General features: G+C 71.4%; 15 protein-coding genes and 3 tRNA genes. 8 read left to right on the forward strand and 10 right to left on the reverse strand.

Going from position 1 to position 14549, the window contains the following annotated elements:
- Positions 1-65 precede the first annotated feature (65 nt).
- On the forward strand, positions 66-662 hold the full coding sequence (locus ISOVA_RS16980; RefSeq protein WP_013839247.1) for a TetR/AcrR family transcriptional regulator: 597 nt from the start codon (positions 66-68) through the stop codon (positions 660-662).
- A 232-nt stretch (positions 663-894) separates the two neighbouring features.
- On the opposite strand, the gene ISOVA_RS10720 is transcribed toward ISOVA_RS16980, so the two are convergent.
- A complete protein-coding gene (locus ISOVA_RS10720) occupies positions 895-1716 on the reverse strand; it encodes a hypothetical protein (RefSeq protein WP_013839248.1) in 822 nt (273 codons plus the stop codon).
- Between the two features lie 259 nt (positions 1717-1975).
- On the opposite strand from ISOVA_RS10720, the gene ISOVA_RS10725 reads away from it, so the two are divergent.
- Complete coding sequence (locus tag ISOVA_RS10725; protein WP_013839249.1) at positions 1976-3202, forward strand: serine/threonine-protein kinase; 1227 nt, start codon at positions 1976-1978, stop codon at positions 3200-3202.
- Positions 3203-3384: 182 nt separating this feature from the next.
- Here ISOVA_RS10725 and lpdA read toward each other — a convergent pair whose 3' ends face one another.
- Both lpdA and ISOVA_RS10735 read right to left on the reverse strand, forming a co-directional pair.
- On the reverse strand, positions 3385-4788 hold the full coding sequence (gene lpdA / locus ISOVA_RS10730; protein ID WP_013839250.1) for a dihydrolipoyl dehydrogenase: 1404 nt from the start codon (positions 4786-4788) through the stop codon (positions 3385-3387).
- Positions 4789-4862: 74 nt separating this feature from the next.
- Positions 4863-5396 (reverse strand): DUF1697 domain-containing protein, encoded by a 534-nt coding sequence (locus ISOVA_RS10735; protein WP_013839251.1) that lies wholly within the window; start codon positions 5394-5396, stop codon positions 4863-4865.
- Here ISOVA_RS10735 and ISOVA_RS10740 point away from each other — a divergent pair.
- A complete protein-coding gene (locus ISOVA_RS10740; protein WP_143762112.1) occupies positions 5395-6333 on the forward strand; it encodes an LLM class flavin-dependent oxidoreductase in 939 nt (312 codons plus the stop codon). The genes ISOVA_RS10735 and ISOVA_RS10740 overlap by 2 nt on opposite strands.
- 42 nt (positions 6334-6375) lie before the next feature.
- Entirely contained in the window at positions 6376-7125 is a 750-nt protein-coding gene (locus ISOVA_RS10745) for a class I SAM-dependent DNA methyltransferase (RefSeq protein WP_013839253.1), read from the forward strand.
- A gap of 52 nt (positions 7126-7177) precedes the next feature.
- Here the strand turns inward: ISOVA_RS10745 and leuD are convergent, their stop codons facing one another.
- Together leuD and leuC are read right to left on the reverse strand one after the other, a co-directional pair.
- Complete coding sequence (gene leuD / locus ISOVA_RS10750) at positions 7178-7813, reverse strand: 3-isopropylmalate dehydratase small subunit (RefSeq protein ID WP_013839254.1); 636 nt, start codon at positions 7811-7813, stop codon at positions 7178-7180.
- Between the two features lie 23 nt (positions 7814-7836).
- Positions 7837-9312: a 3-isopropylmalate dehydratase large subunit gene (gene leuC / locus ISOVA_RS10755; protein ID WP_013839255.1), complete on the reverse strand. Its 1476-nt coding sequence runs from the start codon at positions 9310-9312 to the stop codon at positions 7837-7839.
- A 132-nt stretch (positions 9313-9444) separates the two neighbouring features.
- On the opposite strand from leuC, the gene ISOVA_RS10760 reads away from it, so the two are divergent.
- The 3 genes from ISOVA_RS10760 (at position 9445) to ISOVA_RS15580 (ending at position 11322) form a co-directional block, all read left to right on the forward strand.
- The gene (locus tag ISOVA_RS10760) at positions 9445-10164 is read left to right on the forward strand and encodes an IclR family transcriptional regulator (protein WP_013839256.1); all 720 of its coding nucleotides are present in this window, start codon (positions 9445-9447) and stop codon (positions 10162-10164) included.
- A 146-nt stretch (positions 10165-10310) separates the two neighbouring features.
- Positions 10311-10478: a hypothetical protein gene (locus ISOVA_RS16790; protein ID WP_013839257.1), complete on the forward strand. Its 168-nt coding sequence runs from the start codon at positions 10311-10313 to the stop codon at positions 10476-10478.
- Positions 10479-10506: 28 nt separating this feature from the next.
- Positions 10507-11322, forward strand: a complete 816-nt coding sequence (locus tag ISOVA_RS15580; RefSeq protein WP_013839258.1) for a PH domain-containing protein — start codon at positions 10507-10509, stop codon at positions 11320-11322.
- Positions 11323-11380: 58 nt separating this feature from the next.
- Here the strand turns inward: ISOVA_RS15580 and ISOVA_RS10770 are convergent.
- The 5 genes from ISOVA_RS10770 to gltX form a co-directional block, all read right to left on the reverse strand.
- Positions 11381-11456 (reverse strand) — tRNA-Glu (locus ISOVA_RS10770).
- 54 nt (positions 11457-11510) lie between these two features.
- A tRNA-Glu gene (locus ISOVA_RS10775) sits at positions 11511-11583 on the reverse strand.
- A gap of 71 nt (positions 11584-11654) precedes the next feature.
- Positions 11655-11726: transfer RNA gene (locus ISOVA_RS10780), tRNA-Gln, on the reverse strand.
- A gap of 191 nt (positions 11727-11917) precedes the next feature.
- Positions 11918-12673, reverse strand: coding sequence for an HAD family hydrolase (locus tag ISOVA_RS10785; protein WP_013839259.1), 756 nt, complete (start codon positions 12671-12673; stop codon positions 11918-11920).
- Positions 12670-14136: a glutamate--tRNA ligase gene (gltX, locus tag ISOVA_RS10790; RefSeq protein WP_267878933.1), complete on the reverse strand. Its 1467-nt coding sequence runs from the start codon at positions 14134-14136 to the stop codon at positions 12670-12672. Before gltX ends, ISOVA_RS10785 begins: the two co-directional genes overlap by 4 nt.
- Before the next feature lie 250 nt (positions 14137-14386).
- Between gltX and ISOVA_RS16795 the strand changes: the two genes are divergently transcribed.
- Positions 14387-14548: a hypothetical protein gene (locus ISOVA_RS16795; protein WP_186004545.1), complete on the forward strand. Its 162-nt coding sequence runs from the start codon at positions 14387-14389 to the stop codon at positions 14546-14548.
- Position 14549 lies beyond the last annotated feature (1 nt).

The raw sequence follows: 14549 nt of genomic DNA on the forward strand, positions 1-14549 counted from the left end.
CGCCGTCAGGGATGTGTCAATAGTTGAGTGAACATGTCCGTTCGACGAACTCGCGTCCGTACCGGATGCGCAAGCGCGCCGCGGATGTCGAGCACACCCGCCGGCGCATCGTCGAGGCGACGGTCGAGCTGCACCGGACCGAGGGCCTGGACGCCTCGTACAGCGACATCGCCGCCCGGGCCGGCGTCACGCGTGCGACGCTGTACCGGCACTTTCCCGACACCGAGTCGCTGTTCCAGGCGTGCTCGGCGCACTGGATCGCCGAGCAAGTGCCGCCCGACCCGCACCGGTGGACCGGCGACGCGCCGCCTGCGCGGCTGCGGGCGGCGCTCACGGACGTGTACCGGTACTACGCCGAGGGCGCGGACATGCTCCGCAACGTCGAGCGAGCCCGGCCCATGATGCCCGCAGCGCTCGCCGATGAGATCCGGCGCGACGAGGCCGCGCTCCGCGAGGCCCTCCTCAGCGCGCTCCCCCGGACCGCCCGGCACCGACCGCGCGTCGCCGGCGTCGTCGGACACGTCCTGGCGTTCTCGACGTGGCACTCCCTCGTGCTGGAGCACGGCGTCGCCCGGGACGACGCGGTCGAGCTCATGGCGCGGCTCGTCGAGGCGGCGCAGGCGCAGGACGACGTGCTCGACACGGCCGACGAGCGACGCTGAGCCGACGCCGGGCACGCCGCCGCGCGAAGCGCAGGTCAGCGCGCGGGCGGGAGCGTCCCCGTCGTCGGTGGCAGGCTCGACCACCTGGGGCCGCGCGTCGTGGAGCGGTGGAGGAACGGCGCAGGTACCGCCATGCACCACATCGCTCCCGCCACAGCCGTGAAGTCGGCGATGGGGACTGCTGCACGAACGGGTGACAGGTTGGGTCACGCAGCCTGAGTGGCTGGCGCGGTCATGAGGGACCGATGCCCTCCACGGTGACGTTGCCGTTGCCGGCACCGATGACCATCATGCGGCTGTCGTTGACGCCCGGCGGGACGTGAGCACCTGCGGCCGCTTTGCTGGCGGCCACCGTGTCGAACGAACCGATCGTGCCGATGACGCGCACGACGAGAGGCGTCTTCGCGTCCGCCGTCGCGCCACGCCCCTCGGTGAATACCGTGGCCGGGAACGCCTCCATGGTCTCGGGGGTGAGGTAGACGACATCGGCGTCCGGGTCGATGCGACCGTCCGGGAGGTAGCCCCCGACCACACCGTCCGGCGCAGCGTTGTTGCTGCCGGGGAACCTGTACACATCCTGGTCCGACGGGACGAAGGCCGCCCCGTTGCGCGGGAACGACTCCGTCTGCAGGCCGGTGACCGTGTCGACGACGGTCGTGCCGTCGGCAGCACGGACCTGGATGTCATACATGCCACGAGGTAGACCGGGGATGTCGACTCGCCAGGTGTCCCGGGCAGGGTCCACTTCGCGCACGAGCTCGACGTCGACCTCCGTCCAGTCGGTCAACCAGTCCTCGATCGGGGACCCGTTGCGCCAGTCGTACGCCCCGTCCGACTTGACGTAGGCCCGATAGTCGTCGTCCCTGCCGACCCAGGTGGCGTAGGCACTCTCGTACCAGGCCCCCCAGTTCGTCGCACCTGCCGATGCGCCACTCGTCGTCACGGCACTCACCGGTACCGCCGCCGCGCTGGCGGCGATCGTCGGGGCACCGGTGGCCACCATGGCGACCACCACCCCGGACAAAAGCTTGCGAAGGCTTGATCCTTGCCGCATACCTGCACTCCTTTGTGCGGGAAACCGGTTTCCCGGCTGTCCAGCGTAACCTACCACGTTCGGTAGGTGGAGCTCAGGGCGGAGGAGCACCGGACGCTGGTGACGATGGCCATCGGGTTCTCCGACGTGAGGCGGGGGACGTCCGCCGCCGTCGGCGGCGTGGAGATCAGGTGGCGCCAGGAGCTGGACCGGCCGGCTGGCGGCGCTGCTGGCCGGACGACGGGCACGGTGATCGCGTCCCTGGCCGCACCGTTGCGCCGTGCTCGCCATCGCCCGCGCTCCCCATCCCGCCGTGGTGTCGGCCCTGCAGGCCGACGGCGTCGGGATCGTCGGTCCGACCGCAGCGTCGGGATGGACCGCCGTCTGGCTGCCCGACGCCGAACGGCTGCTGCCGCTGGGCGACGTCGTCTCGATCGAGGAGGACGACGACGGCGACCTCACGCTCGGCGTACACGCATCGGGACGGAGCCGAGTCTGGACCTGGTCGTGCGACCCAGAGGGCCGCTCGCCCTCCGAGGTGCAGGACGCGTCCCGCTCGCTGTGCGAGGTGTTCGGGCGACCGGAGCGTGAACGCGAGCTCGCCGATCTCCTCCAGGACGCGCCTGGAGCCGAGGACGTCGCCTCGAGCCTGGACCTGGTTCTCGGCCTTCCGGCGCTGGACGAGCCGGCACCCGAGCGTGCCGTCGCCCTCACCCGTGCCGACAGGACGGCAGCACACGTGGCGGCTCGGGTCCTCGCGGGCGAGATCGGGCGCACGGGGTTCGTCACGCTCGAGCACGGGTGGAGCGCGATCAGGCCGCTCGACGCCGCGGAAGCCCACGAGATGGTGACGCCGACCCTCGCGGCGGGCGCCGACGGACGCCATCCAGCCGCTCTGAGCCTCTGGCGAGGGCCGGGCGGCACCTCCGGCTTCCTCATCGCGCTCGGTCCTGACGACGTGAGCGCCGTCGCCTGGAACACCGACTGGCGCGACCTCGAAACCGACGGCTGGGAACACCGCGACGCCGTCGCCACCACACTGGCAGAGCACGTCGGCACCGGCGACGTCGACCTGCCGGAGCTCCGGGCGCTGGTGCGGGCGCGGACCTGGAACGGCGACCCGCTGGCCCGCCTGGCCTTCCTCCTCGGCCTGCCGCCCACCACTCTCGCGATGCTCGACGACCACGACGACGCCCCGGCCCTGGAGCTGGTGGAGCCGGCGTCGATGTGGCGGGTCGTCTGGGACGCGGCCAAGGAGACCAACCGCGAGCCGTGGATCACCGCGCGCTGGCTCCAGCTCACCATCGCGGTCGCAGCGATCCTCATCGGTCTCGTGGCGCTGGCCGCCGCAGCCACCGGCTACGCCGTGATAGCGACGGACGGCGCATTCGTCGACCAGGATGGCGTCGACGCGGGCGACTGGGCCTTCACCGTCATGATGACCGTGGCCGCCCCGCTCAACCTCTGGTGTGCCGTGCAGCTCATCCGGCGCGGAACCTTCTTCTGACGGTCGCCTCCCCCGGATACGGCGCCCCGTTGTGCCTCCCCGTGCCACAGCGGGTCAAGACGTCCACCTGCTGGCCCTTTGTGCCGACGACGCGCCGAGACGCGAAGAGGCCCGGATCCGCGGAATCCCGCGGATCCGGGCCTCTCACCGGGTGCTACGGCCGGTGACGGCCGAGGGATCGACTAGAAGTTGATCATGTGCCCGACGATGCCGTGGATGGACTCCTGGATCGCCTCGGACAGGGTCGGGTGCGTGTGCACGTTGCGCGCGACCTCGTCAGCGGTGAGGTCCCACTTCTGCGCGAGGGTGAGCTCGGGCAGCAGCTCGGAGACGTCCGGGCCGATCATGTGCGCGCCGAGCAGCTCGTTGTACTTGGCGTCGGCGACGATCTTGACGAAGCCCGTCGGGTCGCCGAGGCCGTGCGCCTTGCCGTTGGCCATGAACGGGAACGAGGCGACCTTGACGTCGTAGCCCTCGTCCTTCGCCTGCTGCTCGGTGAGGCCGAACGACGCCACCTGCGGCGAGCAGAACGTGGCACGCGGCATCATCCGGTAGTCGCCGAGCGTCATCGTCTCGGCGCCGCCGATGGTCTCGGCGGCCACGACACCCTGCGCCTCGGCGACGTGCGCGAGCATGAGCTTGGCGGTGACGTCACCGATCGCGTAGATGTGCGGGACGTTGGTGCGCATGTGGTCGTCGATCGCGATCGCGCCGCGGTCGGTGAGCTGCACGCCGGTGTTCTCGAGCCCGAAGCCCTCGACGTTCGGCGCGAAGCCGACGGCCATGAGGACCTTGTCGACCTCGAGGGAGCCGGGCTTGTCGTCCTTGACCCCCTTGTACGAGACCTTGACGGACGAGCCGTTGTCCTCGACCGTCTGCACGGCGGTGGACGTCATGATCGTGACGCCCATCTTCTTGTACTGCTTGGCGATCTCCTTGGAGACGTCCGCGTCCTCGTTCGGCAGCGCACGGTCGAGGAACTCGATGATCGTCACGTCGACGCCGTAGTTCTTCAGGACGTAGCCGAACTCCATGCCGATGGCGCCGGCGCCGACGATGGCGACCGACTTCGGCAGCTCGCGCGTCATGATCTGCTTCTCGTAGGTCACGACGTTGTCGCTCAGCTCGACACCCGGCAGCAGGCGCACCTTCGAGCCCGTGGCGATGATCGCGTTGTCGAACGTGACCGTCTCGGTGCCGCCCTTGTTGAGCGTGACCTCGATCGTGTTGGCGTCACGGAAGACACCGCGGCCGTCGTACTCCGTGATCTTGTTCTTCTTCATGAGGAAGTGGACGCCCTTGGTGCGGCCGTCCGCGACCTCGCGCGACCGGTCCCACGCCTTGCCGAAGTCGAACGTCACGTCACCGGACATGCCGAAGAATTCGGCCTGGTGGGTGAAGATGTGCGCGAGCTCGGCGTTGCGCAGGAGAGCCTTCGAGGGGATGCAGCCCACGTTGAGGCACACACCACCCCAGTACTTCTCCTCGATGATGGCGACGGACTTGCCGAGCTGGGCCGCACGGATGGCGGCGACGTAGCCGCCGGGTCCAGCTCCGAGGAGGACGACGTCGTAGTGGGAAGCCATGGCCCACAGCCTATTCGTGCTGTCGAGTCGCCGTGGCGTGAAGTGCGTCTCCCTCTCCCGGTGCGCCCCGCCGGCTACTCCAGCGCCCGGTGCAGGCGCAGCACGGTGCGCCACGTCCGTGACGAGATCCGGGTGCCGTACACCTTCTCCAGCCACCCCATGACGTCGGTCGTCCGCGCCGTCGCGTCCGTGACCGTGAACACCGCGCCGTGCGCCGCACCGACCACATCGATCGCCGCCCCGTCGGGTGGGGTGGGCGCCGGGTCGCCCCACCGCGCCCGGTCCTGCACGAACGTCACCAGCAGGTACGACGCCGGCCCGTGCTCGTACCCGGCGAACGGATCGGCCTCGAGCAGTCGGCCGATCTCGTGACTGCTGCGGACGATCGACGTGCTGCGGAACCCGAGTTCCCTCGGCCGGGCTGCCTCGAGCTGCTGCTGGAGCGCGTCACGGTCGCCGGAGTCGCTGTCGAAGAGCACGTTGCCGCTCGAGATCACCGTCCGCACGCCCGTCAGCCCCAGCCCTTCCGCCACCCGGCGCAGGTTCTCGTTGCGCATGCTCGGGTTCGTCGGCGCGATGCCGCGCAGCAGGGCCACGTACCGGGTCATGGCTCCCAGTGTGGGCTTCCGGCTGTCGTCCGGCGCAGTGTCGGCCCCCCGCGTAGCGTCGACCGCGTTCCATGACGACACCTGGGGAGAGGCGAGTTTCGGTACGCCCGCACAGCACGTGCGGCTTGCGCAGGAGTGCGAGGAGCACGGCTGGGACGGCTTCTTCACGTGGGACGCCATCAGCATGGACGAACCGGGCTTCGACACGATGGCCACCTGGGACCCGTTCGGCGTGCTTGCCGGCGCCGCCGCCGTGACCGAGCGCATCACGCTGGGCGCCATGGTGTTCGCGTTGCCACGTCATCGGCCGTGGGAGCTCGCCCAGCGCGCGCTCACCGTGGACCACCTGTCGGGTGGGCGCCTCGTGCTCCCTGTGGGTGTCGGCGTGCCGAGCGAGTGGGGCTTCACCTCCGTGCCGGGCGCACCGACCGAGCTGCGCGACAGGGCAGCGGTGCTCGACGACGTGCTGGCCTGGCTCAAGCGATCGTGGTCGGGCGAGACGTTCTCGTACGAGGGGGAACGGCTCCGCACCGGCGACTTCACGTTCCCGGTGGCGCCGGTGCGTGGGCACATCCCCGTGTGGCCCGTCGCCGTGTGGGACGCCGCGCGCCCGCCGCTCAAGAGCCTGCTGCGAGCGCTGCGCTGGGACGGCATGATGCCGCAGGTCCGCGGCGAGTCACCCGAGGACGCCGAGGCCGGCCCGGAGGCGATGCGCGAGCTCGTCGCGTGGATCGCGGAACAGCGCGGTCCGGACGCCGGTCCGTTCGAGGTGGTCGCGCAGGGCAGGCTCGATGCGGACGGCGGCAAGGCCGCCGCACAGGCACGCGCCATGGCCGAGGCCGGAGCCACGTGGTGGATCGAGTCGTGGTGGGATCCGTCGACGTCGACGCCCGAAGGGCTGCTCGAGAAGGTGCGCCAGGGACCTCCTCGCCTCTGAAATGCCTGGCTTCGGGCGTGACTGTCGCGCCACGCTGGCGGTGTGGCCTCGATCATCTGGGACAGTGACATCGCCGACGTCTACGACGCGGTGAACGCCCGGCAGTTCGACCCTGCGATCGTGGACCCGATGGTCGACGTCCTCTTCGAGCTGGCGCGCGGAGGTAGCGCGCTCGAGCTTGCCGTCGGCACCGGGCGAGTGGCGCTGCCCCTCGCGGCCCGCGGTATCCCGGTGCACGGGATCGAGCTGTCGCCCGCCATGGCGGCGCGTCTGCGCGCCAAGCCCGGCGCCGAGGCGGTCCCCGTGACCGTGGCCGACATGACGACCGCACGCGTCCACGGCAGCTTCCGCCTCGTGTACGTCGTGGCGAACTCGATCATGAACGTGACCACACAGGACGAGCAGGTGGCCGTCTTCGCGAACGCGGCGGCCCACCTCGATCCCGGCGGATCCTTCGTGGTCGAGCTGGTTGTGCCGCAGCTCCGCTCGTTCCCACAGGACGGGGCCGCGCGGGTCTTCCAGCTCGACCACGACCACGTCGGGATCGAGACTCTCGACGACGCCGCTGCACAGATCGCCTGGTCGCACCACTGGATGAGGGTCAACGGGCGCCTGGTGCGCCATTCGGCCGCGTACCGCTACGTGTGGCCGTCCGAGCTCGACCTCATGGCCAGGCTGGCCGGGCTCCGGCTACGTCACCGTTGGTCCGGATGGACCAAGGAGCCGTTCACGTCGGACAGCCCGAGCCAGGTCGCCGTCTACGAGCTCCCGACGCCCGCTGCCGGCGGTTGAGCCTGTCGAAACCAGGGCCAGGCCGGCTGGTTTCGACAGGCTCCACAGCGGGTCAGACAGGGCGGGCAGGCTCGATCGGGACGCTCGGCAGGTGCTTGGCCGGCAGCGTCTTCGGCCGCCACGACTCGCGCTTGGCCTCGAACGCGGTGATGTCGGCCTCGTTCTGCAGCGTCAGGCCGATGTCGTCGAGGCCCTCCATGAGCCGCCAGCGCGTGTAGTCATCGATCTGGAAGGGCACGGTCACGTCGTCGGCGTGCACGGTGCGCTGCTCGAGGTCCACGGTCACCTCGGTGCCCGGCTTGGTCTCGAGGATCTTCCAGAGCAGCTCGATGTCCTCCTGGGCCACGACGCCGGCCACGAGGCCCTGCTTGCCCGAGTTGCCGCGGAAGATGTCGGCGAAGCGCGACGCGAGCACGACGCGGAAGCCGTAGTCCTTGAGCGCCCAGACGGCGTGCTCGCGCGACGAGCCGGTGCCGAAGTCGGGGCCGGCCACAAGGACCGAGCCGTTCTTGTACGCCTCCTGGTTCAGCACGAACGACGGGTCGCCGCGCCAGGCGGCGAACAGCGCGTCCTCGAACCCGGTGCGCGTCACGCGCTTGAGGTAGACGGCGGGGATGATCTGGTCGGTGTCGACGTTGCTGCGGCGCAGCGGCACCCCGACGCCCGTGTGGGTGGTGAACTTCTCCATGGCGGTTGCTCCTCGCAGGTGGCTCAGACGAAGGACGGGGCCTCGAGCGGCGCGAGCGGCGTGCCGTCGAACGTGGTGAGGTCGACGTCGTCGGGCAGGTCGAGGTCCGCCACGGACGACAGCGTGCCGCGCACCGCGGTGGCCGCCGCGACGAGCGGGGAGACCAGGTGCGTGCGGCCGCCCTTGCCCTGCCGGCCCTCGAAGTTGCGGTTCGACGTCGACGCCGACCGCTCCCCCGGCGCGAGCTGGTCGGGGTTCATGCCGAGGCACATCGAGCAGCCCGCGTTGCGCCACTCGGCGCCGAACTCCTTGAAGATGACGTCCAGGCCCTCGGCCTCGGCCTGCAGGCGCACGCGCGCCGACGCCGGCACGACGAGCACGCGCACGTCGTCGGCCTTCTTGCGGCCCTTGAGGACCTTGGCGACCGAGCGCAGGTCCTCGATGCGGCCGTTGGTGCACGAGCCGATGAAGACGGTGTCGACCTTGATGTCGCGCAGCGGCGTGCCGGCCTCGAGGCCCATGTACTCGAGCGCGCGCTCGGCGGCGACGCGCTCGTTCTCGTCGGCGATCTCCGACGGGACGGGCACATTGGCCGACAGCGGGAGGCCCTGGCCCGGGTTGGTGCCCCAGGTGACGTACGGCTCGAGGTCGGACGCCTCGAGCACGACCTCGGCGTCGAACACCGCGTCGTCGTCGCTGCGCAGCGTCTTCCAGTACTCGACGGCGGCGTCCCAGTCCTCGCCCTCGGGCGCGTGCGGGCGGCCCTTGAGGTACTCGAACGTGGTCTCGTCCGGGGCGATCATGCCCGCGCGGGCGCCGGCCTCGATCGACATGTTGCAGATCGTCATCCGCGCCTCCATCGAGAGCTTGCGGATGGCCTCGCCGCGGTACTCGAGCACGTAGCCCTGACCGCCGCCGGTGCCGATCTTGGCGATGATCGCGAGGATGATGTCCTTGCTCGTCGTCCCGGGCGGCAGCTCGCCGTTGACCGTGATCGCCATGGTCTTGAACGGCTGGAGCGGCAGCGTCTGGGTCGCGAGCACGTGCTCGACCTCCGACGTGCCGATGCCGAACGCGAGCGCGCCGAACGCGCCGTGCGTCGAGGTGTGCGAGTCGCCGCACACGACGGTCAGTCCCGGCATGGTCAGGCCGAGCTGCGGTCCCACCTGGTGGACGATCCCCTGGTCGGCGTCGCCCAGGGAGTGGATGCGGACGCCGAACTCGCGCGCGTTGGCGCGCAGCGTCTCGATCTGCGTGCGGCTCGTGACGTCCGCGATGGGCAGGTCGATGTCGAGGGTCGGCGTGTTGTGGTCCTCGGTCGCGATCGTCAGGTCCGGACGACGGACCTGACGACCCGCGAGACGGAGCCCCTCGAACGCCTGGGGGCTGGTCACCTCGTGCACGAGGTGGAGGTCGATGTAGAGGAGGTCGGGCGAACCGTCGGTTCCCCGGCGCACCAGGTGCGCCTCCCAGACCTTCTCCGCCAGCGTGCCGGCCATCTCGAGCTCCTCGTCCGCCGCCCCCTTCGGGCGGCTGTCGCGTCTGCGTGTGTGCTGCGATCCGACGCCCCAGGTGGTTCGCTCGGCGAACCGAACTTGCAATCTCAGTCCGCGAGACGTCAGTATCGACCTATGGACGATACTAGCGGAGTCGGCGTACTGGACAAGGCCGCGTCCGTACTGGGCGCACTCGAGGCCGGTCCTGCCACCCTCGCACAGCTGGTCTCCTCGACCGGCCTGGCCCGCCCGACGGCCCACCGGCTCGCCGTCGCGCTCGAGCACCACCGGCTCGTGGCGCGTGACATGCAGGGGCGCTTCGTGCTGGGCCCGCGGCTCAACGAGCTCGCCACCGCGGCGGGCGAGGACCGCCTTCTGGCGGCCGCGAACCCCGTGCTCACCGCGCTGCGCGACCATACGGGCGAGAGCGCGCAGCTCTACCGGCGCCAGGGCGACCACCGCGTGTGCGTGGCCGCGGCCGAGCGGCCGGTGGGCCTGCGCGACTCGATCCCGGTGGGCGCGACGCTGACGATGGGCGCCGGGTCGGCGGCCCAGATCCTCCTCGCCTGGGAGGAGCCCGACCGCCTGCACCGCGGCCTGCGCGACGCCGTCTTCACCGCGACGATCCTGTCCGGTGTCCGACGCCGCGGCTGGGCTCAGTCGGTGAGCGAGCGCGAGCTCGGCGTCGCCTCGGTGTCGGCGCCGGTGCGCGGACCGTCGGGCCGCGTCGTGGCCGCCGTCTCCGTCTCCGGACCGGTCGAGCGCCTGACCCGGCAGCCGGGGCGCCTGCACTCCGCCGCCGTGGTCGCCGCCGCGAACCGCCTCACCGAGGTCCTGCGCCGCGCCGGCGAGTGACGCCTCCGCCTCGGCGCGCCGCGACCGGGCGAACCTGCCCGTCACGGCGCGCCGAGGCAGGTGCTGTCGCAGGATTGCGCTGGTCAGTAGGCTCCCGGGGAGCGCGGACCGTCCGGCCGCGCTCTTCCGAGAGGCGTGAGGACCTGATGCCGGCCAAGGCCAAGACCATCCTGATCTGGCTCCTCGTGATCTTCGTGGTCTACGCGATCTACACCAGCCCCGACCGCGCGTCCGAGGTCGTCAGGGCGCTCTGGGACGTGATCGTCAACGCGGTCGCGAGCTTCGGCGCGTTCCTCGGCGGGCTCGTGGGCTGATCACGAGCACCACGACGAGGACGTCGCCGTGACCGACCCGCGTGACATCGTCGCCGCCCACGGCCACCTGCGTCGCTACGTGCTCGCCAACGAGCGGGTCGTCGTCGCGACGCGGCGGCACTGGGCGCTGCTCGCCGAGCCGATCGCGACGACGTTCCTCGCGTTCCTCCTCGTCGGTGCCGCGAGCGAGTACGTCGGCCTGCGCTGGCTGTGGGCCCTCTGGTTCCTCGTGCTCGGCCGCCTCGTGTGGAAGTGGCTGCAGTGGTACCACGAGTGGTTCGTCGCGACCGACAAGCGGCTGATCCTGGCCTACGGCCTCGTGATCCACAAGGTCGCGATGATGCCGCTCATGAAGGTCACCGACATGGGCTACTCGCGCACTCCCATGGGGCAGATCTTCGGCTACGGCCGCTTCGTCATGGAGTCGGCGGGCCAGGACCAGGCGCTGCGCCAGGTCGACTGGATCCCCAACCCGGACGACACCTACCGCAAGCTGTGCGCGACGATCTTCCTGCCCGGCCAGGTGCCGGGCGCGGCGCGGCCCGGGCAGAACGGCGGCCGGCAGGACGGCGGCCGCCGGCCGCCCGCTCTCGTGCCGGGCGGCGCCGAGCCGAGGCCCACGACCCAGCCGATCCCCGTCGTCGGGCGCACGGACCACGGGGCGGAGCCGGGCGCCGAGCGAGGCCCGGGGGCGGAGCCGGGCGCCGAGCGAGGCCCGTCGGAGTCCGCCGCCGACCGCGGCGCCCCGTACGCCCCCTGGACACCCGGGGGGTCCGGCGACCGGTACCCGCGACCGCCCGAGAGCTCGGGCGGCGGGCCGACGATCCCCAAGCCCTACCTCTGAGCGGGCGAGCGGGACGCGGAGACGACGAAGGCCCGGTCCGTGAGGACCGGGCCTTGCGTGGTACCCCCAGCGGGATTTGAACCCGCGTTACCGCCGTGAGAGGGCGACGTCCTAGGCCGCTAGACGATGGGGGCCAGGGTGAGCTCCGAAGAGCTCGGCGAGACGTCCACCGAGGTGGACCTCCTGCGTACCCCCAGCGGGATTTGAACCCGCGTTACCGCCGTGAGAGGGCGGCGTCCTAGGCCGCTAGACGATGGGGGCCTATGACTCGTCGATCCCGTGGGACCGCCGTGCCGGTGAGAACTCTAACGCATGTGCGCTAAAGCTCTGCGCTGGGGTACCAGGACTCGAACCTAGACTAAGTGAACCAGAATCACTCGTGCTGCCAATTACACCATACCCCATGGTGCCGGACCTTCTAGGACAAATCCGACCGTCGTCGGCGCGTCCGTGAAGGACCCAACGACCGAGAACATTACCGGACGAGAGCCCCTGGTTCCAAAACGCCGACGGGGTGCCGTACGTCACGTCCGGGCCGCCTCCGCGGATGCCGGAGACGCCGGTGGCCGCAGGCGCGACGCACCCCCCGCTTCCCCTACAGGCCGAGCGCCGCCGGCATCTCGTCGAGGCCCGCCACCACGCGCACGCCGTCGGCGCGCATCGCGTCGGCGTCGACGGGCCGCTCGTGGATGCGCCGGGTGCCGGGCCGGTCGAGCCACACGCCGACGAGGCCGGCGTCCCGGGCCGCGCGGGCGTCGACCTCGGGCTCGTCTCCCACGTACGCGGTGCGCGCGGGCGCGGTGCCGAGCAGCCGCGCGCCCTCGACGAAGACCTCGGGCGACGGCTTGCCGAAGCCCAGGGTGTCGACGCCCACGAGGACCGGCAGCCCGTCCAGACCCGCCGTGCGGAGCTTGCGCTCCTGGAGCGCGACGGCCGCGTTGGTCACGACCCCGACGGCGACGCCCGCGGACCGCAGGGCCTCGATCGCCCGCAACGCGTCGTCGAAGGCGTGCCAGGACCGCTCGAACGTCCCCCAGAACAGCGCGTCCCAGTCGGCGAACGAGTCCTCGGTGACGGGCTCGCCGCCGAACGTGCGGTGCAGCAGGTCGGCGCGCAGGCGCCGCTGCGTCATGACGTCGGTCTCCCCGCGCGTGTACCGGCGGTAGTACCCGCCCGGGTCGGACCGCCAGTGGTCGAGCAGCTCGCCGTACCGGTCGGCCGGCACGTGCGGCAGGTGCTCGACCGCCACGGCGGTCAGCGCCTTGGCGAACGCACCGCGCGTGTCGACGAGCGTGTCGTCGACGTCGAAGAGCACGCCGTCGACGAGCGCCGTCGTCGTCCCCGCGGTCACGGGGCGGGAGCCTCGGGCGCGCCCTCCTGCGCGAGCCGCGCGATCGCGGCGTCGACCCGCGCGAGCGTGCGCTCGCGCCCGAGCACCTCGAGCGACTCGAACAGCGGCAGGCCGACGGTCCGGCCGGTCACGGCGACGCGGACGGGCGCCTGGGCCTTGCCGAGCTTGAGGCCGTGCTTCTCCCCCACCGCGGTGACCGCGTCCTTGAGCGGCTCGGCCTCCCACGCCTCGAGGCCGGCGAGCGCCGCCCGCGCGTCCGCGAGCAGCTCCGCGGCGGGCTCCTTCATGGCCTTGGCCCAGGACCGCTCGTCGAGGACCGGCTCGTCGAGGAACAGGAAGTCGACGTTGTCGGTGATGTCGGCGAGCAGCGCGACCCGCGACTGGGCGAGCGGCGCGACCCGGGCGAACGCCGCGGCGTCGTACTGCTCCTCGGTCCACGGCGCGTGCGGGGCGTGGAGCCACGGGTCGACGCGCTCGATGAATTCGCCGACCGGCAGCGCACGGATGTACTCGCCGTTGAACGCGAGCAGCTTCTTGACGTCGAAGAACGCCGGCGCGCTGTTGACGTCCTCGATGCGGAACCGGGAGACCATCTCGTCGAACGGCAGGATCTCCTCGTCGTTGCCCGGCGACCAGCCGAGCAGCATGAGGTAGTTGACCATCGCCTCGGGCAGGTAGCCCTCGGCGAGGTAGTCCTCGAGCGCGACCTTGTCGCGGCGCTTGGACAGCTTCTGACGCTTCTCGTTGACGATGACGGGCAGGTGCGCCCAGACCGGCGGCGTGGCGCCGAGCGCCTCCCACAGCAGCTGCTGCTTGGGCGTGTTCGGCAGGTGCTCCTCGCCGCGGATGACGTGCGTGATGCCCTCGTCGAGGTCGTCGACGACGTTGGCGAGCAGGAACACGGGCGAGCCGTCGCCGCGCGCGATGACGAAGTCCTCCATCGCCGAGTTCGGGAACACCGGGTTGCCGCGGATGAGGTCGACGACGTGCGTCTCGCCGTCGTCGGGCGTGCGGAAGCGCAGCGCGCGGCCCGGCTCGTACGCGAGCCCGCGGTCGCGGCAGAAGCCGTCGTAGCCGGAGTGCGGGTTGCCCGTCCGTGCGGCGACGTCGTCGCGCGTGCACTCGCAGAAGTACGCGCGGCCGGCCTCGGCCAGGCGCGTGGCCGCCTCGCGGTGCTTGTCGACGTTGGACGACTGGTAGTACGGGCCCTCGAACGTCGGGTCGTCCTCGCGGATGCCGAGCGCCGCCATCGCGGACAGGATGCCGGCCACCCACTCGGGCTGGTTGCGCGACGCGTCCGTGTCCTCGATGCGCAGCACGAACGTGCCGCCGGTCTGCTTGGCCACGGCCCAGTTGAAGAGCGCCGAGCGGCCGCCGCCGACGTGGAACATGCCTGTGGGCGACGGGGCGAAGCGGACACGGACCGTGCTGGAGGGACTCGAGGAACCGGCTGGGGAGATCACGGCCCCCAGCCTAGTTGCCGCCGCCCCCTCCCCCGGTGTCAGAAGCCTGGTGGGCTCTGGCCCACCAGGCTTCTGACACGGGATCAGGGGCGCGCGAAGACGGCGCGCCGTGCCTCGCGGTCGTCGAAGACCAGGTCGTAGCGCTGCGGCTCGCAGCAGGGTCGTCCGGGCGATCCACCCCCTCGGGTCGGGCCCGGGGGGCCTGCCGGCCGCCCCCTCGCTGCTGGCCGTCGAGGCCGAGGTGACGCGCGTGTGGATCGACCCTCAGCTCCGCCGGGCCGGCCACGCCAACCGCGTCGACCCGGACCGGTGGCGGCCCCTCATCATGAGCTTCCAACAGCTCTACGGGCTCGACGACCGCGTCCGACCCTCGCGGCTCGCCACGATCGCCGAAGAGCACTACCGCCGCTGAG

The organism is Isoptericola variabilis 225 (genome assembly GCF_000215105.1).
In the GTDB taxonomy this organism is placed as follows: domain Bacteria; phylum Actinomycetota; class Actinomycetes; order Actinomycetales; family Cellulomonadaceae; genus Isoptericola; species Isoptericola variabilis_A.

Bases quoted from the DNA above. Each gene is read 5' to 3' on its own strand.
- ISOVA_RS16980 (WP_013839247.1), top strand. From the start codon at position 66: ATGCGCAAGCGCGCCGCGGATGTCGAGCACACCCGCCGGCGCATCGTC.
- ISOVA_RS10720 (WP_013839248.1), bottom strand. From the start codon at position 1,716: ATGCGGCAAGGATCAAGCCTTCGCAAGCTTTTGTCCGGGGTGGTGGTC.
- lpdA (WP_013839250.1), bottom strand. From the start codon at position 4,788: ATGGCTTCCCACTACGACGTCGTCCTCCTCGGAGCTGGACCCGGCGGC.
- ISOVA_RS10740 (WP_143762112.1), top strand. From the start codon at position 5,395: ATGGCTCCCAGTGTGGGCTTCCGGCTGTCGTCCGGCGCAGTGTCGGCC.
- ISOVA_RS10735 (WP_013839251.1), bottom strand. From the start codon at position 5,396: ATGACCCGGTACGTGGCCCTGCTGCGCGGCATCGCGCCGACGAACCCG.
- leuD (WP_013839254.1), bottom strand. From the start codon at position 7,813: ATGGAGAAGTTCACCACCCACACGGGCGTCGGGGTGCCGCTGCGCCGC.
- leuC (WP_013839255.1), bottom strand. From the start codon at position 9,312: ATGGCCGGCACGCTGGCGGAGAAGGTCTGGGAGGCGCACCTGGTGCGC.
- ISOVA_RS10760 (WP_013839256.1), top strand. From the start codon at position 9,445: ATGGACGATACTAGCGGAGTCGGCGTACTGGACAAGGCCGCGTCCGTA.
- ISOVA_RS16790 (WP_013839257.1), top strand. From the start codon at position 10,311: ATGCCGGCCAAGGCCAAGACCATCCTGATCTGGCTCCTCGTGATCTTC.